The organism is Roseomonas gilardii, assembly GCF_001941945.1.
In the GTDB taxonomy this organism is placed as follows: domain Bacteria; phylum Pseudomonadota; class Alphaproteobacteria; order Acetobacterales; family Acetobacteraceae; genus Roseomonas.
Map to the genome: position 1 here is coordinate 541292 of NZ_CP015584.1, position 21067 is coordinate 562358.

At 67.5% G+C, this 21067-nt stretch carries 17 protein-coding genes; 8 read left to right on the forward strand and 9 right to left on the reverse strand.

The genetic code is table 11. The features are described from left to right. The first annotated feature begins 191 nt into the window (after positions 1-191). Complete coding sequence (locus tag RGI145_RS21895; RefSeq protein WP_075800628.1) at positions 192-1526, forward strand: MFS transporter; 1335 nt, start codon at positions 192-194, stop codon at positions 1524-1526. Positions 1527-1536: 10 nt separating this feature from the next. Beyond that, complete coding sequence (locus RGI145_RS21900; RefSeq protein ID WP_237183326.1) at positions 1537-2733, forward strand: lactonase family protein; 1197 nt, start codon at positions 1537-1539, stop codon at positions 2731-2733. A 44-nt stretch (positions 2734-2777) separates the two neighbouring features. Here the strand turns inward: RGI145_RS21900 and RGI145_RS21905 are convergent, their stop codons facing one another. Together RGI145_RS21905 and RGI145_RS21910 are read right to left on the reverse strand one after the other, a co-directional pair. Continuing rightward, positions 2778-6275: an AAA family ATPase gene (locus RGI145_RS21905; RefSeq protein WP_075800630.1), complete on the reverse strand. Its 3498-nt coding sequence runs from the start codon at positions 6273-6275 to the stop codon at positions 2778-2780. Positions 6276-6281: 6 nt separating this feature from the next. Beyond that, positions 6282-7562 carry a metallophosphoesterase family protein gene (locus RGI145_RS21910; protein ID WP_075800631.1) on the reverse strand — a complete coding sequence of 427 codons (1281 nt, stop codon included), beginning with the start codon at positions 7560-7562 and terminating at the stop codon, positions 6282-6284. Between the two features lie 82 nt (positions 7563-7644). Between RGI145_RS21910 and RGI145_RS26035 the strand changes: the two genes are divergently transcribed. Both RGI145_RS26035 and RGI145_RS21915 read left to right on the forward strand, forming a co-directional pair. After that, positions 7645-7770: a hypothetical protein gene (locus RGI145_RS26035; protein WP_257787117.1), complete on the forward strand. Its 126-nt coding sequence runs from the start codon at positions 7645-7647 to the stop codon at positions 7768-7770. Between the two features lie 753 nt (positions 7771-8523). Continuing rightward, a complete protein-coding gene (locus tag RGI145_RS21915) occupies positions 8524-9912 on the forward strand; it encodes an MFS family transporter (protein ID WP_083671364.1) in 1389 nt (462 codons plus the stop codon). A gap of 233 nt (positions 9913-10145) precedes the next feature. Here the strand turns inward: RGI145_RS21915 and RGI145_RS21920 are convergent, their stop codons facing one another. From RGI145_RS21920 to RGI145_RS21950, 7 genes are all read right to left on the reverse strand, one after another. Next, positions 10146-11006 (reverse strand): HpcH/HpaI aldolase/citrate lyase family protein, encoded by an 861-nt coding sequence (locus RGI145_RS21920; RefSeq protein ID WP_208864018.1) that lies wholly within the window; start codon positions 11004-11006, stop codon positions 10146-10148. Between the two features lie 23 nt (positions 11007-11029). Continuing rightward, on the reverse strand, positions 11030-12022 hold the full coding sequence (locus RGI145_RS21925; RefSeq protein WP_167668401.1) for a Bug family tripartite tricarboxylate transporter substrate binding protein: 993 nt from the start codon (positions 12020-12022) through the stop codon (positions 11030-11032). Between the two features lie 82 nt (positions 12023-12104). Next, a complete protein-coding gene (locus RGI145_RS21930) occupies positions 12105-13106 on the reverse strand; it encodes a Bug family tripartite tricarboxylate transporter substrate binding protein (protein WP_075800633.1) in 1002 nt (333 codons plus the stop codon). Positions 13107-13146: 40 nt separating this feature from the next. After that, positions 13147-14175, reverse strand: a complete 1029-nt coding sequence (locus tag RGI145_RS21935; RefSeq protein WP_075800634.1) for a hydroxyacid dehydrogenase — start codon at positions 14173-14175, stop codon at positions 13147-13149. 33 nt (positions 14176-14208) lie between these two features. Continuing rightward, complete coding sequence (locus tag RGI145_RS21940; RefSeq protein WP_075800635.1) at positions 14209-15696, reverse strand: aldehyde dehydrogenase; 1488 nt, start codon at positions 15694-15696, stop codon at positions 14209-14211. Between the two features lie 93 nt (positions 15697-15789). Further along, entirely contained in the window at positions 15790-16377 is a 588-nt protein-coding gene (locus RGI145_RS21945; protein ID WP_208864019.1) for a thiamine pyrophosphate-dependent enzyme, read from the reverse strand. Continuing rightward, positions 16374-16898: a thiamine pyrophosphate-binding protein gene (locus RGI145_RS21950; RefSeq protein ID WP_075800637.1), complete on the reverse strand. Its 525-nt coding sequence runs from the start codon at positions 16896-16898 to the stop codon at positions 16374-16376. Before RGI145_RS21950 ends, RGI145_RS21945 begins: the two co-directional genes overlap by 4 nt. Before the next feature lie 114 nt (positions 16899-17012). On the opposite strand from RGI145_RS21950, the gene RGI145_RS21955 reads away from it, so the two are divergent. From RGI145_RS21955 to RGI145_RS21970, 4 genes are all read left to right on the forward strand, one after another. Next, positions 17013-17939, forward strand: coding sequence for a LysR family transcriptional regulator (locus tag RGI145_RS21955; RefSeq protein WP_075800638.1), 927 nt, complete (start codon positions 17013-17015; stop codon positions 17937-17939). Between the two features lie 109 nt (positions 17940-18048). Then, positions 18049-19212, forward strand: coding sequence for an acyl-CoA dehydrogenase family protein (locus tag RGI145_RS21960; protein ID WP_208864020.1), 1164 nt, complete (start codon positions 18049-18051; stop codon positions 19210-19212). Between the two features lie 88 nt (positions 19213-19300). Next, a complete protein-coding gene (locus RGI145_RS21965; protein WP_075797346.1) occupies positions 19301-20050 on the forward strand; it encodes an electron transfer flavoprotein subunit beta/FixA family protein in 750 nt (249 codons plus the stop codon). A 28-nt stretch (positions 20051-20078) separates the two neighbouring features. Further along, entirely contained in the window at positions 20079-21017 is a 939-nt protein-coding gene (locus RGI145_RS21970) for an electron transfer flavoprotein subunit alpha/FixB family protein (protein WP_075799822.1), read from the forward strand. Positions 21018-21067: the final 50 nt, after the last annotated feature.

The following is a 21067-nucleotide window of genomic DNA, read 5'->3' on the forward strand; positions in this document are numbered from 1 at the left end:
ACGATGCCACAGGGTGGCAGCGGCCGGTCGCGCATGCTTCCGGCTAGGCCCGAAGAGGCCATGCGTATCGGAACCAGGAGGCGCGAAGCCCTTCGTGCCTTCGCGGAAGCCGGGACCATGACATTCGTCAGGATCGCCGGGAACGGTGACAACACCGCGGAATGACATCACGCCCACTCGGAAGCATCACCATGCAGAACCCCTCGCAGCCTGACATCGAGACCCGTACCACGCGCAAGGTCTTCTGGCGCATCGTTCCCTTCTGTTTCGTGCTCTACATCATCTCCTATCTCGACCGGGCCAATATCGGCTACGCGGCGCTGGAGATGAACCGTGAGCTGGCGTTGACCAGCGAGGCCTTCGGTTTCGCCTCGGGCATCTTCTTCATCGGCTACTTCCTGTTCGAGGTGCCGAGCAACGCCATGCTGACGCGCTTCGGCGCCAGGATCTGGATCGCGCGCATCCTGGTCACCTGGGGCATCATCGCCTGCCTGACTGCGTTCGTGCAGACCGCCACGCAGCTCTACATCCTGCGCTTCCTGCTAGGGGTCGCCGAGGCCGGCTTCTTTCCTGGCATCATCGTCTACCTGACCTACTGGTTCCGGGCGAAGGAACGCGCGACCACCGTCGCCTGGTTCACCTCCGCCATTCCCGTCTCCTACCTGATCGGCGCGCCCCTCAGCACTTGGATCATGGACAATGTCCATGGCCTGGGACTGTCCGGCTGGCGCTGGATGATCCTGCTGGAGGGCGGGCCCGCCATCCTCGGCGGCATCGCGGTCTTCCTGTTCCTCACCGACCGTCCGGAGCAGGCGCGCTGGCTGGACGAGCGCGAGAAGGCTTGGCTAACCACCGAACTGGCGCGGGACAATGCCCGGCGCGAAGGCGTGCAGCATCTCGGGGTCTGGGACGCCATGCGGAACCCGAAGGTCCTGCTGCTGGCCGCCATCTACTTCGTGTACCAGTGCGGTAGCCTGGGTGTCGGCTACTGGATGCCGCAGATCATCAGGGGCTTCTCGGGCACGCTGACCAACACGCAAGTCGGGCTGGTGGCCATGCTGCCCTATGCGGTCGCCACCGTGGGCATGGTCCTGTGGTCGCGTTCCTCCGACCGCAGGGCCGAACGCAAGCTGCACTCCGCCCTGCCGCTGCTGCTGGCCGGGGTCTGCCTGCTGGCTGCGGCGGTGTTCCAGCAGGCTGTGCTGGCCATGGCGATGATTACCCTGGCCATGACAGGGCTTTATGCCTTCAAGTCGCCTTTTTGGGCCGTGCCGAACCTCTTCCTAACGCGCTCCACGGCAGCGATCTCCATCGCCGTGATCAACAGCATCGGCAACCTGGGCGGCTTCGTCGGCCCCTATGCCATCGGGCTGGTGAAGGACAGCACTGGATCGGCGCTGGCCGGACTCTACTTCTTGGCGGCGCTGCTCTTCATCTCCTTCGTCATGATGATGGCGATGCGCCTGCGGTCGGAGCAAGGCGAAGAGGTGCCTTCCGCCCTGCACACCGTCGGCCAGAGCCGTTGAGGTGCACGGGATGATCCCGCACCATCGGCGTGCCATCCTTGCGGCGCTCGCCGCTTCTGCCGTGGCAAGAGGCCCCGCCCACGCAGTACCGTCCGTGTCCAGCAAAGGTTTTTCCGCGATGCCGAATACCCCCAAGATTTTCCACGCCTATGTCGGCTGCCGCACGACGCGGGCGCGGAATGCGCGTGGCGATGGCATCGGCTTCTACCGTGTGGACGCGGAGACCGGTGCCTGGACTCAGGAGCAACTGGTGAGAGATCTGTTCAACCCGTCCTTCCTCTGCTTCGACCGGCAGCAGCGCTTTCTCTACACGGTACATGGCGACGGCACGGAGGTCAGTGCCTTCCGGATTGACCCGCGAAGTGGCCAGTTGACCTTCATCAACCGCCAGTCCACGGAGGGGAAGAACCCCGTCCATCTCGCGATCGATCCCACCAATCGATTCATGGTGATCGCTAACCACATCACTTCCACCCTGGCCGTTCTGCCGATCGACCCGGAGGAAGGCACGATCGGCCCGGTGCGCGACCTTGTCACACTCACCGGCAAGATCGGGCCGCACCGGGTGGAGCAGCCCTTCGCCAAGCCGCACCAGGTGGAGTTCGATTGCCAGGGCCGTTTCATCATCGTGCCGGACAAGGGGCTGGACCGCGTCTTCACCTGCCGGCTGGACGCGGACGCCGGGAAGTTGGTGGCCAGTGAACAGGGTTCGGTGCCAGCGCGCGAAACCTCCGGGCCGCGCCATGTGGTGCTACACCCTCGCGCGGGATTCGCCTATGTGGTGAACGAGTTGGATTCCACTGTCACGGCTTACCATTACGACAGCGAGAGCGGAGCACTCGATCCGGTGCAGGTCGTTTCCTCGCTCCCTGATACCTTCACCGGCAACAGCCGTGCGGCCGAGATTGCCATCTCTGCCAATGGGCACTTCGTCTATGCATCCAACCGAGGGTCCGAAACCATTGCCGCCTTCGCGGTGGACGAAGGCACCGGACGGCTCACGCCAGTCCAGTGGGCACCATCGGGCGGACGCACGCCGCGCTTCTTCGCTCTTTCTCCCGACGATCGCTTCCTTTTCGTCGCGAACGAGGATGACGACACCATCCAGCGATTCCGTGTTGACGCTATCACCGGCCAGTTGACCGCTGACGGGCTGGCTGCGCGCACCGGCAGCCCGGTCTGCATCGTCTTCCGCGCAGCTGCATGATGTTCGGCACAGAGTAGCGCAAAGCATGGCTCAGCCCGGCCACGTCATGGCCGGGCCATGTGCTGGAAATGGATGTCCGGCGAAGCACCCATATCCCGCAGTATGTCCAGCAAGTGCTCATGGTGGGTGAGCAGAATGACCTGGGTCGTCTCGCTCAGGCGGAGCAGGGCGCGAAAGGCTGCTGCCGCACGTCGGCCATCGAAGCTCTGCAGGATATCGTCGCCGACGAAGGGCAACACGGTGCCGCTGGCCGCCTGGTCGGCGATGGCGACCAGGCGGAGGGCGAGAAACAGCTGGTCCCTGGTGCCTTCGGAAAGCTGATCGACATCCACTTCATCCTCGGGGAAGTCACGCATGCGCAGCACAAGCCGCGCCATCCCACGATCGTCCTCGCGGGACGCGACGCCGGCATAGGTGCCGTCGGTCAACTCCGAGAAAGCCTCACCGATGCGGCGGAGCAAGGCGTCGTCACCGCCCTCCTGCACAGCCCCGAGTGCGGCCTCCAGCAGCCCGGCCGCGACTTGCATGGCGAGTGCGTCCTCCAGCGTCTGGCCGATCTGGCCCGCGGCCGAGGCTTCGTCTGCGGCTGCCCGGACGGCGGCATCGTCCCCTGCGAGCTGTCGTAGTTCCAGCTCGAGCGCCGTCACGATGGCCACCTGCTCCTGTGCTGCGACAGCATGGTCACGCTGCGCCTCCTCGACCTCCCGTAGCGCCAACTCCAGGTCGTCCGCAGAATATGCCGCCGCCTCGGTCCTCAGCGTGTCCAAGTCCAGTCCGTCACCTCCGGCCAGGAGATCGGCTTCAGCGGCGCTGCGCAACCCCTCCTGCCGGGCCCGCTCGGCACCGAGCAGGATACGATCCTCTGCCGCCTCTGCCGTTGTGGCGCCGGCCTCGGCCATCACCGCCTGGAGTGCGGCCGTGGCATCAGCAAGGGCTGCCTCGTGCTGGCGTAGCGCGATCAGTTCCCTCTCGCGCTGGTCGCGCAACGCGGCGCGGCGCTCTGCCACGGCCGCTTCGTCCCGCTGACGGCGATCCATCTCGCGCAGCCCGCCGAGGGCATCCGCCCCGGGCGAGACACCGAGGCGCTCGCAGAGTGCTGCGTAGCCGGCCTGGAACCGCTTCAATGTCGCCCGCCATGCAGAAGCCTGAACCTCCAGGTCAGCAACGCTCCGCAAGCTCTGCGCGAGCACGTCGCTAGCGTCCAGTACCTTATCCAAGGTTTGCGGCGGCAGGTCCGGTGCCTGCCCCAGGCGCTTCAGCGCGGCACCCCACTCGGCCTGCCAACGCACCTGACGCTCGGACGCCACCTCGTGTTCCTGCCTGATGTCCCGAAGCGCATCACGCGCGGCCAGTGCAACCGCTTCGTGTTCCCGCCTCTGGTCCTGTGCTGCGCGTCGTCGCCGGACTGCGGTATCGGCCCGGTCAAGGAGCAGGGACAGCTCCCCTGGACCGGATTCGCCGAGTATCTGGAGCAACCGGTTCGCAGCAGCGTCCTGCAGCACCAGCACTTCGGTCAGGCTGGCGGTGGTGACGGCAAGGGCTTGGCGCGCGGCCAGTCCAGCTTCTCGGGCGGCGAGCAGACGCTGGACCTCGGCCAGCCCTGCCGCGCCATCCATCCCGAGTGGGTGAACGGCCATGGCCCAATCTACCTGGGCTGCCTCCAAGGCTTCCCGAGCTTGGCGCGCCCCATCCCATGCAGCCGAGAGCGCAGCCTCGCGGTCAGCCACCACGCGCACCAGCCGCTCGGCGCTCGTTGCCCGCTCCGCATCGGACCAACGTGCATCCGCGATCCGGTCCGCGGCGTTGACGGCGTCGACATAGGCCAGCGGCAAGGAACGACCACCTCCGTAGACCCGCTCCTCTTCCCGAGCGGGGCTTTCGCCGGAGAGGCGGCGGAACACGAGGTCCCACCCCGTCTCCCGATGTTTCCGAGCCTGAAGAAGTTCGGTCTCTGTCGGCGGCACGCCGCCCGCCTCAAGTGCTGCCTGCTCGGTCCTCGCCGCGGCCAGGGCTTCCCCGGCCTGGCGAACGGCTTCATCCCGGCGCTCCAGAAGACGTCGTGCGGCATCCCGTGCGGCCGCGAGCCGTTCCAGCTCCGCCGCTGCTGGCGGATCCAGTGTGGCCAGCACTTCCGGGTCGCGTAGCGGAGCGGGAAGACGGGCCAATACGCTCGCGAGTTGCGCCTCTGCTTCCTCCACCGCACGCCGGGCCGCCCCCAGGTTACGCGACGGGTCACCCTCGCGTCGGATCTCTCCGAGAATCTCCTCCAACTGGCGCACGTCCTCCGGCGGTGGCAGCACGGCGATGACCCGCTCTGCCTCGGCGCGGCGCGCTTCCTGCTCCGCGGCGCGCCGAGGAAGGCTCGCGAGTGCTGTCTCCTGGGCCGCCCGTTCCGCCGTCAGGCGACGAAGCTGCGCCACCAGGGCCGGCGGCGGGACGAGCGAGGCGGGATCGGCAATATCGGCCTGGCCCAGGATCCTGGCCTGAGCCGCCACCCGGTCCCGAGCATTCCTGAGCGCTGCCTCCGCTCCCGGCAGCCCGGCCATGGCCTCCTCGACAAGGCCTACCATCCTGGCCAGGGTCTGGATCTGCCCGGTCATGGCCAGCAGGGCGTCGTCGGCCACGATCCCGGCGATGTCATCATCCAGCCGCGCGAGGTAGGCGTGGGCCGTCTCCAGAATATGGCCTGCTTTGGCCACGGTGCCGCGCGCGGCCGGCAGTCGCTCGGCAAGCTCCGGTGGGAGCCTCGGTGCATGAGGATTGGCTTCGAGCCAGGCCGTGGCCGTGGCATGCGCCATCAGGAGCGGTCGCGTGCGGCGCACGCGTTCCAGCCGGCGCAACTGCCCGCCCGCCTCGGTCGCAGCGCGGTTGCTCCTGTCGCGAAAAGCCTGGGCGTCCTGCAGCGCTTTCTCGCGCTCGGCCCATTCCCGTGGCCGCACCAGACTATCCTTGAGCTGTCGGCGGCTCTCGGCCCAACGGTCGAGCGCAACGTAGAAGGGGCGCGAGGCCGTCCTACGCGTGGGTGCCAGAACGTCGCGCTCCTGCTCCAGGGCGCGGTGCAGTGCTGAGGCCTCCCGCAGCCCTCCGGCTGCGGCCAGCAGCGCATCGGCCAGGATGCCGCCCGAGTTCAGGAGTTCGCGGCCACCCTGACGCAGCCGCTCCGTGTCGAGCGCGAAGAGCTGGGACAAGAGCTTCCCGTCGGCCCGGCCCAGCAGGCGATCCAGCCAGGCCTGGTCGAGTGGGATGTCGCCCTCGCCGGTGAGGGTGTTCCGATTTCCCTTGCGCCGGGTGAAGGCGAAGGATCCGCCGTCAGGCCCGATGCCTGTCGCGGAGAGCTGCATACCCGGGTAACCGTGCCGGAACCCCATCGGCGTCTGCGCGCCGATGCCGAAGAGTAGGTCATTGAAGGCTTGGCGCAGGACGGACTTGCCGGCGCCATTGGGCGCCAGGACAAGGTTGATGCGCCCCGGGGTGGGATCGAAGACGAGCGCCATGTCCTCGAAGGGGCCATAGCGGCGGAGGGCGAGACCCGTCAGACGCATGGCGCCTCAACCTTGGGCAAGACGGGCGAGCAGCAGGTCCCGCGCCCGTTGCAGCAACTCGGGCGACAGGCGCCCCACTGCGGCCTGGACAGCGGGATGATCCGGCCCGAGTGCCTGACGCAGTCCGCCCAGGCCGCGGTCCAGCATCGCCGTGGCGTAGCCCTGTGCCGCAGCGGCGGGGCCGGTCGCCCCCTCGGGGGCCTCGGCCAGGGAATCGATCGCCCGCACGAGCCGCCCGACAGCATCGTCCCGCGCCCGCAGCGCACCGATGTCCTGCATGGGGCGGGTGGCGACACGCACGTCCTCGATCCAGACCATGTCGGCCTCTGCCACCTCCAGCGCGGCGGCCAGAAGCTTCTGGCGCAGAGCGGCCGGGTCCCGGGCGAGGACGAGATGGGCGGGACAGGCGCCCTCCAGCCGCAGGCGCAGGATCAGCAGGCGGCCCTCGGCGGCGTCCACGGCCTCGCCCATGGCGCGGCGGCAGCGGATCAGCACGGCCTCCTCATCGGCCGCCCCATCGCAGTCCACGGTGAGGCGTGTCCAGCGCACGGCGTCGAGGGCCCGGTGCTCCACGCCGGCCACGCGCCCGTGCCGCACGGTGACAAGGCTGGCGCCCTTGGCGCCACTCTCGTTGACATGGCGGCCCTGAAGGTTGCCGGGGAAGACGATCCAGGGGTCCTGCAGCACCTCTTCGCGGGCATGGATGTGACCAAGTGCCCAGTAGTCGTAGCCGTGCGAGGCCAGTTGCTCGACCGTGCAAGGTGCGTAGGAGGCATGGCCGGGGCGGCCGGTGGCGGCGGTGTGCAGCAAGCCGATGTTGAAGCGGTTCGCGGTGGGTGTCGGGTAACCTTGGGCGAGATTCTGCTGGACGTCGCGGGTCTGGAAACTCTGGCCGTGCAGGACGACTCCGAACTCCGGCCACTCCACCGTGTCCGGCCGATCGGCCCGCAGCAGCGTCGCTCCCTCGGGCAAGCTGAGCGAGCGGGTGAGCACGCTCTCGGCGTCATGGTTCCCGCGGATGGCGATGATCCGGATCCGGGCGCGGGTCAGTCGGGCGAAGGCGGCCACGAGTGCCTGGCCGGTCCGGAAATCGGGCCAGTCGCCATCGTAGAGGTCGCCGGCCACCACGACGAAATCGACCTGCTCCCGGATGGCAAGGTCAACGAGGTTGGTCAGGGCGTCGCGGGTTGCCTGGCGGATACGCGTCGCCGGAGCGTCGGCCCCCAGGCCTCGCAGCGGACTGTCCAGATGCAGGTCGGCGGCGTGGAGAAAGCGGAAGCTGTTCAAGGTGGACGCATTCTGGGGTGGGCGAACCGCTTGATCAAGTGAGCGGCGCTCTGGCTGGTATCCTGTTTTACTGGAGGAGAGGATGCACATCATCAGCCGGCTGCTCGATCTGGAAGTCATGCCCACGCGTTTCGACGAAGAGAGCCATGGCTCGATGCTGGCCCCAGCCATCACCGAGGCACTCGATTTCCTTCAGGATCAGCGCTGATCCGCTTCGACAGCCCAGATCACGGCTCAACGGCCGTGCGCCCCTTTCCTGGCTCTCTCGTGGGTTGTGGGGCGTTCGGTCCAGAGGACCGCTTGCGGCCGCATTCTGGGCTCGGAAGCGAAGCGTTAGAAAACTGGCATAGACGTTCAAACAGGATTGTTCTGCGTCTGGGGCACGGGGCCAACTATACCCCACTCATATAACAAATAGCAGTCCAGTCATTGGGTTGGACGGGAGGCAGGCGTGACAAGGCGGGAACAAGGTATCTATCCAGACTTCCGCATTGGAGCCGACAAGCTTTGCATCGAGCCTTGCGGCAGGCTTGGTCATCCATGCGGCCTAATCAAGCCCATGTGCATGCGCCAACTGAAATGGGATATGAACGCCGCGGAAGCGCAGTATCGGGGTGTCCATCCTGATTATTGCCTGCATTGACGTGGTGGAAGCGGGACACGGCAAAGAAACGTGTGCCACATGTTCCTTGCGGCTGAAGTCAAGGGGCCCATGAGCCTCTCCGCTTGATATTGCTGATTGCTGTCTTAGAGCCAAGTTCCCGGTCGAAGGTGGAAACCGGATGACTTGCGGCCCGCGTGTTCCATGGGTCCGGGCTGGCTGAAGCAACTTGTGCTTGTGCGAGTGCCATCGCGCTTTCATTCGCGAATTCCAACGAATGTTACGCCAGCGGCAGAAGCGGCCATCGGGGTCTCCGCGAGGCGGGGTGTCCACCAGAAGAGGAAAAGGGAGAAAGAGTTCATGAGAGGCCCGGAAGCCGTGAACATGGGCGGCAGCCAAGAGACCGGCGTGGATACCAACGGGAATGCCAGAAGGAGCGCCAGCATACGGGGGCTGATCGGCGCCTGCTCCGGAAACCTCGTCGAGTGGTTCGACTTCTTCGTCTACGCCTACACCGCGATCTATTTCGCTTCCTCTTTTTTTCCCTCCGGGAACCAGACAAGCCAGCTCCTCGCCACGGCCGGGATCTTCGCGGTCGGCTTCTTCATGCGCCCCGTTGGCGGATGGCTCTTCGGCTGGATCGCGGACACGCGCGGTCGCAAGACGTCCATGATCATCTCCGTGATCATCATGTCGCTCGGCTCCTTCATGATCGCCGTGCTGCCCACCTATCAGACGATCGGCATCGCGGCGCCCATCCTGCTGCTGACCGCGCGCCTGTTGCAGGGCCTCTCCGTCGGCGCCGAGTATGGCACCGGTGCCACCTATATCAGCGAAGTATCAACCCCCGGGCGGCGCGGCTTCTTTGGCTCGTTCCAGTATTTCACGATCATCTCTGGACAGCTCCTGGCATTGCTGGTCGTCGTCGTGCTGCAGCACACGCTCTCCCCCGAGGAACTGCGGGCCTGGGGATGGCGCATTCCGTTCCTCATCGGCTCCCTGGGTTCCATCGTGGTTGTCTATCTGCGCCGCGCAATGACCGAGACGGCATCCGACAAGGATATGCACCGCAAGGAGGCCGGTTCGATCAAGGGCCTCATGCAGCACAAGCGCGCGGTCGCACTGGTGCTGGCCTTCACCGGCGCGGGCTCCCTCTACTTCTATACCTTCACCACCTATATGCAGAAGTTCCTGGTGGTCTCCGCCGGCCTTGATCCCGAGGTCGTCAGCATCGTGATGACCCTTGCCCTCGTTGTCTTCATGCTCTGCCAGCCTTTGTTCGGCATGCTGGCCGACCGGATCGGCGTCAAGGCCCATATGCTGCTCTTCATGGGGCTGGCAGCTCTCTGCGTCGTGCCGATCCTCGCCGGGATCCAGCGCGTCTCCGGCCCCTACAGTGCCTTCGCTCTGGTGGTCGCAGGCCTGCTGATCGCGTCCTTCTACACGCCGGTCTCTGGTCTGGTGAAGGCCGACCTGTATCCGCCGGCCATCCGGGCGCTTGGCGTCGGCTTCCCCTACGCGATCGCCAACGCCATCTTCGGCGGCACGGCAGAGTACACCGCCCTCTGGCTGCGCTCCAGCGGCGTCGAGAGCGTCTTCTTCGTCTATGTTGCCGCTCTCGCGGTGGTGGGCTTCATCGCGGCCTGCCTGATGCCGGACCTCAGCCGCCATGGCTACCTGGATGGCGATGGGATGATCGAGGAGAATACCGGCCTGGGTCTTCAGAAGCGATCCATCCCGGGCGTTTGAATTCCGGGCCGGGTCCATCCGGTCTCGCAACATGGCGATGCACTGATCCCATGGCGGCCGATAGTGCCGCCATGGTCAGTTTGGTTCATCCGGCGCGGTGACAATAGCAGAAGCCCAGGCGCCTCATGGAACTTCCGGAGAGGAAGGTCTCATAGCAAGGCTTCCGCCTCAGGCGGACATCCGGCCTGGATAGCTGAGAAGACCAGCCAACGCCCCCGTCATCCTCGTCCGGATCAGACTGCCACGGTGGCGAGGATTCGTTCCGCGAGGCGCAGATGCGGCCGGTCGATCATCTTCCCATCCAGCGTCAGCACGCCGGCCCCCGATGCCTCGGCGAAGAGCAGCTGCACGGCCTGCGCCCAGGCGATGCGTTCGGGGGAGGGGGTGAAGGCGGCAGTGACGGGATCGATCTGCGCGGGATGGATGCAGAGCTTGCCGGCGAAGCCGTCGCGCGCCGCCTCCGTCGCCTCCCGCTCCAGCCCGTCGGGATCGCGCGGATCGGGCCAGGGCGTATCGATCGCGGGCACCTGTGCCTCCGCCGCGGCGAGGAGCAGGGAGGCGCGGGCTGCCTGGATGGCAGCCGTCTGTCGGCCATCCGCGTCGCGTGGGGCGATGCCGAGATCGGCCGCGAGGTCCTCGGCCCCGAAGACCAGGGCCCGCAGTCGGAGTGTGATGCCGGCATAGCGCATGTCGCGTAGGGAGGCCGCGGTCTCCGTGACGATCGGCAGAATTCCGATCCCACCGACCGGCAGACCTGCCGCCGTTTCCATGGCTTCGAGATGGTGGTCGAGGGCCCGCAGATCCTCCGCGCTGGTACATTTCGGCAGCATCACCGCGTCGGGCCGCGCCGGCACAACGGCGGCGAGGTCGGCCAGGTACCAGCCGCTGTCGCGCGCATTGACGCGCACGACGCGGCCGGACCGGGCATGCGAGCCAGCCAGCAGCCCCGCCGTGGCCTCGCGCGCGGCTGTCTTCTCCGCTGCGGCGACGCTATCCTCCAGATCCAGGATTACGGCATCCGCCGTGGAGCCAAGGGCCTTGCCGGCCTTGCGTTCCGAATCCCCAGGGGCGAAGAGCAGGGCGCGCAGTTTCATGCTTTGCATTCCTTCCGGTTCCATCACTCCGGTACCACGCCTGCATCGCTCGCGACCTGTCGCCAGCGAGCAATCTCGCTCGCGATCAGGCGGCGCAGCGGCTCTGGGCCGCGCTCTGCCACGGGCGGGATCTCCACGGCCAGGGCGGCGAAGCGTTCCCGGATGAGCGGGTCCTCCAGCGTCTCGTTCAGTGTCGCGGCCAGGGAGCGCACGATCTCGGCGGGCGTCCCCTTGGGTACGAAAGCGCCGTTCCAGACGGCGATGTCGAAATCCGGCTTGCCGATCTCGGCCGAGCTGGGCAGGTCGGGAACCTGCGGCAAGCGCCTCGGCACGGTGACGCAGATCCCCTTGAGCCCACCCGACTGCACCTGGGGGATGACGGTCAGCGCCTGGTCCACCACGGCATGGGTGACGCCGTTCACCGTGTCCTGCAGCGCCGGGCCGGCACCGCGATAGGGCACCAGTGTCGCCTTCGCCTGGAAGACCCGGTTGAAGAGCAGGGCGCCGAGATAGGAGACGGATCCATTTCCGGCATTGGCCACCGTCAGTTCGCCGGGATGAGCGGCGATCCAGGCCGACACCTCCTGCGCGTTGCCTCCTATGGAAGGGTGCACGCCGAGGATCATTGGATTGGTGGCGTACTGCCCGACCGGCTCGAAATCCGCGACCGGGTCATAGGGGAGGCGGCGATAGAAGGAGACGTTGGCAGCATGGGTGCCCATATGGCCGAGGCCGAAGGTGTGCCCATCCGGCGCGGCGCGAGCCAGGCGCTGGGTTCCCACGATGCCGCCGGCGCTGCCGGCATTCTCTACTGCGATCGGCCGCCCGAGGCGCTCCGACATGCGGAGCGCGAGGAGACGGGCCATGACGTCGGTCGGCCCGCCCGCGGCGAAGGGCACCAGCATGGTGACGGGGCGCGAGGGGCGCCAGCCGCTGGTGGCCCCCTGCGCGAAGCCGGGACGGGGCAGGGCCGCTGGCGCGAGGGCCAGGGCGGCGAGTAGGCTGCGTCTTTGCATGGATGGGTGACCTCCCGTGTTTCTCGATTGGGCGCAGCCGGGCGGCATGGCTCTTCATGCCGTCCGGTCTCGCCGGAATTCCTCAGCCTGCCGTGATTCCGGCCGCGCGCACCAGCGGTTCCCATTTCGCCATCTCGGCGTGCAGCCACTGCGCGGCGCTGTCCGGTGTCGAGGTGGAGTTCGGGTCGATGGTCATTTCCATGAAGCGGTTGCGCACGCGATCCTCGCCCATCACGCGGTTGATGGCCGCGTTCATGCGCTGGACGATCTCTGCCGGCGTGCCAGCCGGGGCGAAGATCATGTGCCAGGTATAGGCCTCGAAGCCGGCGAGCCCGGCCTCGGCGAAGGTTGGAACGTCGGGGAGCTGTGGCATGCGGCGGGCCGAACTGATCGCGAGCGCGCGGGTCTGGCCGCGCTGCACGCTGGCCACGCCGTCCGAGGCGACGTTGAGGAACATGGTGAGGTTGCCGTTCAGCAGGTCCGGCATGGCCGGCGCCGCGCCGCGATAGGGGATGTGGTTCACCTTGAGCCCGCCCGCCTGCTGCAGGAACAGCTCGGTCGCCAGATGCACCGCGCCGCCCGCGCCGGAGCTGCCGTAGTTGTACTTGCCGGGTGAGGCGCGGAACAACGCGATCAGCTCCTGCAGATTCCGCGCGGGGACGTCGTTGTTCACCATCAGCAGCATGGGGATGGTGCCGACCAGCGCCACCGGCTGGAAGTCCTTCACCGGATCGAAGCTGAGATTGGGAAAGAGCGGCCGCAGCACGGCATGCGCCACCGTGCTGTAGAGGAAAGTGTAGCCGTCGCGCGGTGCCTTGGCCGTCGCCTCGGTGCCGATGACCACGCCCGAACCGGTCCGGTTCTCGACGACAACGCGCTGCGAGAGCACCGGCCCCAGCGCATCGGCAACAATCCGGGCCGCGACGTCGGTGGGACCGCCCGCCGCGAAGGGGCAGATGAAGCGGATGGGCTGGCTGGGCCAGGAATCGGCCGCGGCGGCGGTGCCGGTGATGGCCACCACCGCTGGGGCGGCGAGGGCGAATGCGGCGGGCAGTTGCAGAAAGCTGCGTCGTTGGACCGTCATGTTGTTTCCTCCATCCCCGTTTTTGTCGCTGCTTGTCGCGTCAGGCCCCCAGGACCTTGTCGCGTCGTTCCAGGAAGCGTGGCCAGACTTCCGGATTGACCACATGCGGCGGCCGTTCGCCGTGCAGCGCCGCGATCACCTGTGTCGCCGCCGAGAGCGCCATGTTGCGACGGGCCTCGCCGGTCACACCCGCCGTGTGGAAGGTTGCGATCACGTTGCGCAGGCCCAGTAGCGGATGGTCCATGGGTGGCGGCTCGACCTCCCAGACATCGAGCCCGGCGCCGCCCAGATGGCCGGAGCGCAGCGCTCGCTCCAGCGCGGCTTCGTCATGGATGCCGCCGCGGGCGGTGCTGACGAAGAGCGCGCCGGGCCGCATGCGGGCGAAAGCGGCATCGTCCATCAGCCCCAGCGTTTCCGGTCCGCGCGGGCAGTGCAGCGAGACGATGTCGGCCCGCGCCAGCAGCTCGCCGAAGAGCACGGGCTCGGCGCCGCGGCAGCCGATCTCCTCGGGCGGGAGGCCCGGATCGGTGGCGAGGACCGTCATGCCGAAGGCCGCGGCGATGGCCGCGACGCGGCGCCCGACATGGCCGATCCCGACCAGGCCGAGCGTGCGCCCCGCGAGCTCCCGCCCCATCAGATCCTCGCGCGAGAAGCCGCGCTCGGTCCGCAGCATCCGGTCCGTTTCCACGACGCGCTTGGTCAGGCCCAGCATCAGGCCGAGCGTGTGCTCGGCCACGGCCTGGGCATTGGCCCCCGCCTGGTTGACCACCAGCACGCCGGCATCGGTGCAGGCGGGCACGTCCACCGTGTCGTAGCCGGCGCCATTGGTGGAGACGCAGAGCAGGCGCGGGCATTCGCGCAGCAGTGCCGCATCCGCGAACCACCGGCGCGGCAGCTCGTCCTTGGCGGAGGAGATCTGGTAGGCATGCGCCCTGGCAAGCTGCGCGAGCGAGTCTTCGCCCGCCAGGGGCAGGGTCAGGAGCTCCAGCCCCGGCTCGGCGGCGAAGCGTTCCGCCATGGCCGGATGGTACCAGAGGTCGAAACGCGCCACGATCTTGCTGGAACCCACCTATCCCCCCCGGCTCGTTGGCCTTGTTTCTTGTCAGCGTAGCACGAAGGGATTCGGCACACCTTCGGCAAGGTTCATCCAGACCGTCTTCGTCTGGAGGTACTCGTAGATCGCGTCCTGGCCGCTTTCCCGCCCGATGCCGCTGCGCTTGTAGCCGCCGAAGGGCGCCATGAAGCTGACGGCGCGATAGGTGTTGACCCAGACGGTGCCGGCCTGCAGCCGGTCGGCCATCAGGAAGGCGCGCCGCGTGCTGCCTGTCCAGACGCCGGCGGCCAAGCCGTAGATCGTGTCGTTGGCGATCTCCACCGCATGCGCCTCGTCCTCGAAGGGGATGATCGACAGCACCGGGCCGAACACCTCCTCCCGTGCGATGCGCATCGTGTTGGTCACGTCGGCGAAGATGGTGGGTTCCACGAACCAGCCCTGGGCCAGCCCGGGCGCCTTCGGCGTGCCGCCGCCGAGCAGGCAGCGGGCCCCCTCATCCTGCGCGATGCCGATATAGGACAGCACCTTCTCGCGCTGCGGCAGGGTGGTGATGGGGCCGACCTGGGTCTCCATCTCCATCGGGTCGCCCAGCCGCGCGGTGCCGGCGAAGGCGGCGACGCGGTTCGCCACCTCCTCGTAGACCGAGCGCTGCACCAGCAGGCGCGAGCCGGCGATGCAGGTCTGGCCGGAGGCAGCGAAGATGCCCGAGATCGCGCCCTTCACCGCATCCTCGATCCTCGCGTCGTCGAAGATGATGTTGGGCGACTTGCCGCCCAGCTCCAGCGTGACGTGCTTCAGCCCCTTCGCGGCGGAGCCGTAGACGGCGGCCCCCGTGGCGTCGCCGCCGGTGAAGGCGACCTTGGACACGAGCGGGTGCTCGGTCAGCGCCGAGCCGATCTCCGCGCCGTAGCCGGTGACGGTGTTCACCACGCCGGGCGGGAAGCCCGCCTCTTCGATCAGCGCCATGAGCGCCAGGGTCGAGCAGGAGGTGAACTCCGATGGCTTGATGACCACGGTGCAGCCCGCCGCCAGGGCCGGCGCCAGCTTCCAGGCCAGCAGCAGAAGCGGCGAGTTCCAGGGCGTGATGGCAACGACGACGCCCAGCGGTTCGTGCTTCGTGAAGGCGAACATCTCCGTCTTGTCGAGCGGCAGCACGCCGCCCTCGATCTTGTCCGCCAGCCCGCCATAGTAGTGGAACCACTCCGGGATGTAGCGGAGCTGGCCGTGCATCTCGGCGAAGAGCTTGCCGTTGTCCCGTACCTCGATCCGCGCCAGCGTCTCCGCGTCGCGCAGGATCAGGTCGCCCAGGCGGCGCAGCAGCTTGCCGCGCGCCGTCGCCGTCAGGGCCGGCCAGGCACCCTGGCGGAAGGCGCGGTGCGCGGCCTCCACCGCCTCCGTCGCGTCCTGGGCGGTGCAGCGCGGGATCTCCGCCCAGGTCTCGCCGGTGAAGGGGTTCTGCGAGGCGATCCAGTCGCCGCCGCTACCTTCGCGCGCCTTGCCATCCACGGTGTTGCGGTAGCGCAGGACATCGCTCATCCCGGATTTTCCCTTCCTTGTTTCCAGCTTTGCACTACCTGGGGCCGGGGCCCGCCGGCATCCGATGCGGCAGGCCCCCGAGCCCAGGCGGATTCAGGCCGGCTGGTGGCCGAGCGCCATCCGGAAGCGGTTCTTGACATAGACACCGTCGCGCGGCGGCAGGGCGCGCGGCAGGTTCACCGCGGCGATCTTCACTACGGCGAGGTTCAGGCTCTCCCGCGCATGGACGCGGCGGCGCAGCGGCTCCACGCCCTGGCGCTCAGTGACGAGATCGACCAGCGGGAAGCCGCAGGCCCGGGCGACCTGGGTGAACTCGATGCCCTGGCCGGCATGGCTCGGCTGCATCCCCGTCTCGCCGAAATGGCCGTTGTCGAGGATGACGATGGAGAGGTTGCGCGGCTTGCGCAGTGCGATGGTGGCCAGCGCGCCGAAGCCCATCAGCGCCTCGCCGTCGCCGGTCACGACCATCACCGGGCGCTCGGGCTGCGCCATGGCGAGGCCGAGCCCCACCGTCATGGCGCTGCCCATCGCGGCCCAAAGATAGTAGTTAAGGTCGTGGTCGCCGGCCGCCATCACGTCGTAGGAGGGCGAGCCGAGGCCGGTGACAACGAGCAGGTCGCCACGGTCCTGCAGCAGGTCGCTGACGACCGCACGGCGGTCGAGGGTTCCACCGGGGCTCATTTCACCCACTCCTTCTCACCGATCAGGCGCTGGCCGAGCAGGACGGCGCAGGAGGAATCGCCCTCGAAAGCCATGGTGGCCGCACCACGCAGCAGCGGCGCGACATCCTTGGGGTCGTCGGCACGCCAGGTCATGACGCCCATCAGCCGCAGCGCGGCCTCGGTGGCCTGTCCCATCGGATTCTGCCACTGGTTGAACTCGGCCCAGTCGCCGCGCATGGTCACGACCATCAGCAGCGGAAAGCGGGCGCAGGCCGCGAGGCCCAGGGTGTTGATGCAGTTGCCGGCGCCGCTGGACTGCATCAGCAGTGCACCACGCTCGCCGCCGAGCCAGGCGCCGGCGAGGTAGCCGATGCCTTCCTCCTCGGTGGTCAGCACGACGGAATGGATCGTCTCGTCGGCCTCGGCCATGCGGATGGCGGTGGCATGGCCGGCATCCGGCACATAGACCAGGTGCCGGATCTTCGCGGCCTTCAGGACGTCGAACACGTCCTTCTGCCAGGCCGGCGCTTCGGAACCCATCGTTTCCTCCTCTCGGGCGGAAGGCGCCCTTTCTCTCCCGCCTTCCTAGAGGATCATGTAGACCTTACAGAATTATAATGTGATGCAAGGAGATATAGCGGATTTATATCCATCATGGACCTCCGTCAGCTCAATACCTTCATTCATGTTTCCGAACTCGGCAGCCTCAGCAAGGCCTCCGACCGGCTCCGGATCGCCCAGCCGGCGCTCAGCCGGCAGATCCGGCTGCTGGAGGAGGAGCTGAAAGTACCGCTCTTCATCCGGCACGGACGCGGCATGGTGCTGACCCGGGCGGGAGAGATGTTGCGCGACCGTGTCGGTGGCATCCTGCGGCAGATCGAGGAGACACGGACGGATCTCCTGCAAGAAGCGGAGGCGGTGCGCGGCCAGGTGATCTTCGGCGTCCCTCCGACCGTGGGTGACGTGCTTGCCACGCGGCTGATCGAGAGCTTCCTCAGGCTCTATCCCGATGTCCGACTGCGCGTGGTGACGGCCTTCAGCGGCTATCTGCTCGAATGGCTGCACAGCGGCGATCTGGACATCGCCGTGGTCTATGGGGCGGAGCAGGGCGCGAATATTCGCTTCACACCTCTGCTGATGGAGAATCTCTATCTGATCACCGCCGCGGAAGGCGGAACGCTGCCGCATCATGCGGTGCCTTTCGACCAGCTCGCCAGCCACGACCTCATCCTGCCCGGCCCGCAGCACGGGCTGCGCATCCTGCTGGAGAGGGAGGCGGGGAAGAGGGGCCTTTCCTTGCGCATCCCAGTGGAAGCCGATGCGCTACAGATCCTCAAAGGGTTGGTGGCCCGGGGACTCGGCTCGACGGTGCTGCCCCTCGCTTCCGTACACCAGGAGGTCTCGGCGGGGCTGCTCGCGGCATCGCCGGTCGTAGACCCGCATCTCTCGCGGAAGTTGGTCGTCGCCCTACCACAGGGCCGTCGGGCCTCCATCGCGGTGCAGCATTTCGACAAGGTCCTGCGGCGGGAGGTGGCGCTGATGGTCGAGGAGAATGTCTGGGAGGGAAAGCTCCTGGGATGATATAGCGATTTGGTATAGATGTTCGAAAAGAATTATCGTTGGAAGGGGGTCTTCCGTCGCGCATGATGGCCGCCTAGCCAGTTGCCGCTGGAAACAGGGTGGAAGCGCCATGAACGAGATGCAGATCGATTCCCATTCGGAGATCCGCGAGGAGGTCGCCAAGCTTTGCGCGCGGTTTCCCGGCGAGTACTGGCGCAAGCTGGACGAGGTGCGCGGCTATCCGACCGAGTTCGTGCAAGCGCTGACCGAGGCGGGCTACCTGGGTGCGCTGATTCCCGAGGAATATGGCGGAGCCGGGCTCGGCCTCTCGGCGGCGGCGGCGATCCTGGAGGAGGTGCAGCACCAGGGCTGCAACGGCGCGGCCTGCCACGCGCAGATGTACATTATGGGGACGATCCTACGGCACGGGAACGAGGCGCAGAAGCAAAAGTACCTACCTGGCATCGCCGATGGCAGTCTGCGCTTGCAGGCCTTCGGCGTGACCGAGCCGACCAGCGGCACCGACACCACGGCACTGCGCACCGTGGCCCGGCGCGAGGGCGACAAGTATATCGTCAACGGCCAGAAGATCTGGACCTCGCGCGCCGAGCATTCCGACCTGATGCTGCTGCTGGCGCGCACCACGCCGCGCGACCAAGTAGCGAAGAAGACCGAGGGGCTGTCCACCTTCATCGTGGACATGCGCGAGGTGCTGGGCAAAGGCCTGACCATTCGGCCGATCCGCACCATGATGAACCACAACACCTGCGAGGTGTTCTTCGATAACATGGAGGTCCCGGCCGAGAACCTCGTTGGCGAGGAAGGCAAGGGCTTCCGCTACGTCCTGGACGGCATGAACGCGGAGCGGTTGCTGATCGCGAGCGAGTGCATCGGCGACGCCAAGTGGTTCATCGAAAAGGCTGTGACCTACTCCAAGGAGCGCGTGCTGTTCGGCCGGCCCATCGGTGCCAATCAGGGCGTGCAGTTCCCGATCGCTCGCGCCTATGCGCAGATGCGCGCCGCCGAGGCCATTGTGCACAAGGGGCTGGCGAAGTTCGAGGCAGGCGAGCGCCCGGGCGAGGAAGCCAATATGGGCAAGATGTTGGCGGCCGAGGCGAGCTGGGCGGCCGGCGAGGCCTGCGTGCAGACCTATGGCGGCTTCGGCTTCGCCGAGGAATATGACATCGAGCGCAAGTTCCGCGAGACGCGCCTGTATCAGGTGGCGCCGATCAGCACGAACCTGATCCTGTCCTATCTGGGCGAGCATGTGCTGGGGATGCCGCGCAGCTACTGAGGCGGTTCTAGCCAGCGGGGCAGAGTGCAGGTGGCAGGGCTGCCGCTACCGGGCGGGACCGCGGCCGTAGGGAAGAAAGCGAAACACGATGAAGCTACTGGTGCCCGTGAAGCGGGTGGTGGACTACAACGTGAAGGTACGCGTGAAGTCGGACGGGAGTGGCGTCGAGACGGCGAACGTCAAGATGTCGATGAACCCGTTCGACGAGATCGCGGTCGAGGAAGCGGTGCGGCTGAAGGAGCGTGGCATCGCGAGCGAGATCGTGGCGGTCTCGGTGGGCCCGGCGCAGGCGCAGGAGCAGATCCGCACGGCGCTGGCGATGGGGGCTGACCGCGGTATCCTGGTGGAGCAGGAGGGCGCGGTGGAGCCGCTGGCGGTGGCGCGGATCCTCAAGGCGCTGGCCGAGCGCGAGCAGCCGGGGCTGATCGTGCTGGGCAAGCAGGCGATCGACGACGACATGAACGCCACGGGGCAGATGCTGGCGGCGCTGCTGGGCTGGGGGCAGGGGACCTTCGCGAGCAAGGTGGAGGTGGCCGACGGCGTGGCGAAGGTCACGCGCGAGATCGATGGCGGGCTGGAGACGGTGTCGCTGAAGCTGCCGGCGGTGGTGACCACGGACCTGCGGCTGAACGAGCCGCGCTATGCCTCGCTGCCCAACATCATGAAGGCGCGCAAGAAGCCGATCGAGACGGTGAAGCCGTCGGATCTGGGGGTGGATGCGAGCCCGCGGCTGACGGTGCTGAAGGTGGAGGAGCCGGCGAAGCGCCAGGCGGGGGTGAAGGTGGGCTCGGTGGCCGAGCTGGTGGACAAGCTGCGCAACGAAGCAAAAGTCATTTGAGCGGGGGTGATCTGAGATGAGTATCCCGGTGAGCATCCTGGTCCTGGCCGACCATGACGGCAGCCACGTCAACCAGCCGACCCGCTCGGCGATCGCGGCGGCCCGGAAGCTGGCCCAGGCGGCGGGCGGCGAGGTGCACCTGCTGGTCTCGGGGGCGGCGGCGGTGGCGCAGTCCGCCACGGCGATCGCGGGCATCGCGAAGGTGCTGCATGCCGAGGGCGACGGGCACATGCTGGCCGAGCCGCTCTCGGCGCTGCTGGTGGAGCTTGCGCCGGGCTACACGCACCTGCTGGCCCCGGCCACGGCGGTGGGCAAGAACGTGATGCCGCGCGCGGCCGCGCTGCTGGACGTGCAGCCGGTCTCCGACATCTCGGACGTGGTGGATGCCGAAACCTTCGTGCGGCCGATCTATGCGGGCAACGCGCTGGCAACCGTGCGCTCGGCGGATGCGAAGAAGGTGGTGACGGTGCGGGCGGCCTCCTTCGACCCGGTGGCGGCCGAAGGCGGCACGGCGTCGGTGGAGAGCGTGGCGGCGGTGGCCGATCCGGGGGTGTCGTCCTTCGTGGGCGCCGAGATCGCCAAGAGCGAGCGTCCGGAGCTGACGGCGGCGCGGGTGGTGATCTCGGGCGGCCGGGCGATGGGGTCGGCGGAGAACTTCGCGATCCTGGACAAGCTGGCCGACCGGCTGGGGGCGGCGGTGGGGGCGAGCCGGGCCGCGGTGGATGCGGGCTATGCGCCCAACGACCACCAGGTGGGCCAGACCGGCAAGATCGTGGCGCCGGAGCTCTACATGGCCTTCGGCATCTCAGGGGCCATCCAGCACCTGGCGGGGATGAAGGACAGCAAGGTGATCGTGGCCGTCAACAAGGACGAGGAGGCGCCGATCTTCCAGGTCGCCGACTACGGCCTCGTCGGCGACCTCTTCTCCGTCGTCCCGGAACTCGAAGCCGCTCTCGGCAAGGGCTGAGCGGGGAAGCGGACGACCCCAGCACGCGATACCAGGAACGAAGAAAGGGA

Excerpts from the sequence above, each read along its gene's own strand:
- RGI145_RS21955 (WP_075800638.1), top strand. The coding sequence starts at position 17,013 with ATGGACCTCCGTCAGCTCAATACCTTCATTCATGTTTCCGAACTCGGC.
- RGI145_RS21960 (WP_208864020.1), top strand. The coding sequence starts at position 18,049 with ATGAACGAGATGCAGATCGATTCCCATTCGGAGATCCGCGAGGAGGTC.
- RGI145_RS21945 (WP_208864019.1), bottom strand. The coding sequence starts at position 16,377 with ATGAGCCCCGGTGGAACCCTCGACCGCCGTGCGGTCGTCAGCGACCTG.
- RGI145_RS21930 (WP_075800633.1), bottom strand. The coding sequence starts at position 13,106 with ATGACGGTCCAACGACGCAGCTTTCTGCAACTGCCCGCCGCATTCGCC.
- RGI145_RS21965 (WP_075797346.1), top strand. The coding sequence starts at position 19,301 with ATGAAGCTACTGGTGCCCGTGAAGCGGGTGGTGGACTACAACGTGAAG.
- RGI145_RS21925 (WP_167668401.1), bottom strand. The coding sequence starts at position 12,022 with ATGCAAAGACGCAGCCTACTCGCCGCCCTGGCCCTCGCGCCAGCGGCC.
- RGI145_RS21905 (WP_075800630.1), bottom strand. The coding sequence starts at position 6,275 with ATGCGTCTGACGGGTCTCGCCCTCCGCCGCTATGGCCCCTTCGAGGAC.
- RGI145_RS26035 (WP_257787117.1), top strand. The coding sequence starts at position 7,645 with ATGCACATCATCAGCCGGCTGCTCGATCTGGAAGTCATGCCCACGCGT.
- RGI145_RS21940 (WP_075800635.1), bottom strand. The coding sequence starts at position 15,696 with ATGAGCGATGTCCTGCGCTACCGCAACACCGTGGATGGCAAGGCGCGC.
- RGI145_RS21895 (WP_075800628.1), top strand. The coding sequence starts at position 192 with ATGCAGAACCCCTCGCAGCCTGACATCGAGACCCGTACCACGCGCAAG.
- RGI145_RS21950 (WP_075800637.1), bottom strand. The coding sequence starts at position 16,898 with ATGGGTTCCGAAGCGCCGGCCTGGCAGAAGGACGTGTTCGACGTCCTG.
- RGI145_RS21900 (WP_237183326.1), top strand. The coding sequence starts at position 1,537 with ATGATCCCGCACCATCGGCGTGCCATCCTTGCGGCGCTCGCCGCTTCT.
- RGI145_RS21920 (WP_208864018.1), bottom strand. The coding sequence starts at position 11,006 with ATGAAACTGCGCGCCCTGCTCTTCGCCCCTGGGGATTCGGAACGCAAG.
- RGI145_RS21915 (WP_083671364.1), top strand. The coding sequence starts at position 8,524 with ATGAGAGGCCCGGAAGCCGTGAACATGGGCGGCAGCCAAGAGACCGGC.